The sequence below is a fragment of the Arthrobacter wenxiniae genome (assembly GCF_013376105.1).
GTDB lineage: Bacteria > Actinomycetota > Actinomycetes > Actinomycetales > Micrococcaceae > Specibacter > Specibacter wenxiniae.
Genome location: NZ_JAAMFM010000088.1, coordinates 1 through 535, shown reverse-complemented (window position 1 = coordinate 535; position 535 = coordinate 1). Strand labels below are relative to the sequence as shown.

1 protein-coding gene is annotated in these 535 nt (G+C 69.3%); it reads right to left on the bottom strand.

The annotated features are described in order from the left end of the window. The coding region (locus G6034_RS19465) for an ATP-binding protein (RefSeq protein ID WP_176636750.1) at positions 1-535 on the bottom strand (535 nt) is incomplete at both ends.

The window sequence follows — 535 nt, the reverse complement described above, 5'->3', positions numbered from 1 at the left end:
TGGCAGACATGTGCGTGGTGCAGCAGCCGGTCCACCGTCGCCGTCGCCAGTGTTTTGGGCATGAGCTCGTCGAAGCCGGCGGGGTGCAGGTTGGAGGAGATCGCGATGGAGCGTTTCTCGTAGGCGGCGTCCACGACCCGGTAGAGGCCTTCGGCGGCGTCGGTCCCCACGGGCAGCAGGCCGATGTCATCGACCACGACCAAATCGGCGCGCAGCACCCGGGTGACGGCGCGGGTGACGCTGTCATCGGTGCGGTGGGCGCGGATAAGCTGGCCGAGGTCCTCGAGCCGGAACCAGGCCACGCGCAGGCCTTCCTCCACGGCTTGCTGGCCCAGGGCTTCGAGGAAGAAGGTCTTGCCGGTGCCGGAGGGCCCGCAGACGACAAGGTTCTCCCCGCGCCTAATCCATTCCAGGGTCCGCAGGGCCTGCTGCGTGGGGGCGGGGATCGAGGAAGCGGCCGGGTCCCAGACATCGAAGGTTTTACCGGTCGGGAACCCGGCGGCCTTGCGCCTGGTGGCGAGCATCGAGGCGGCCC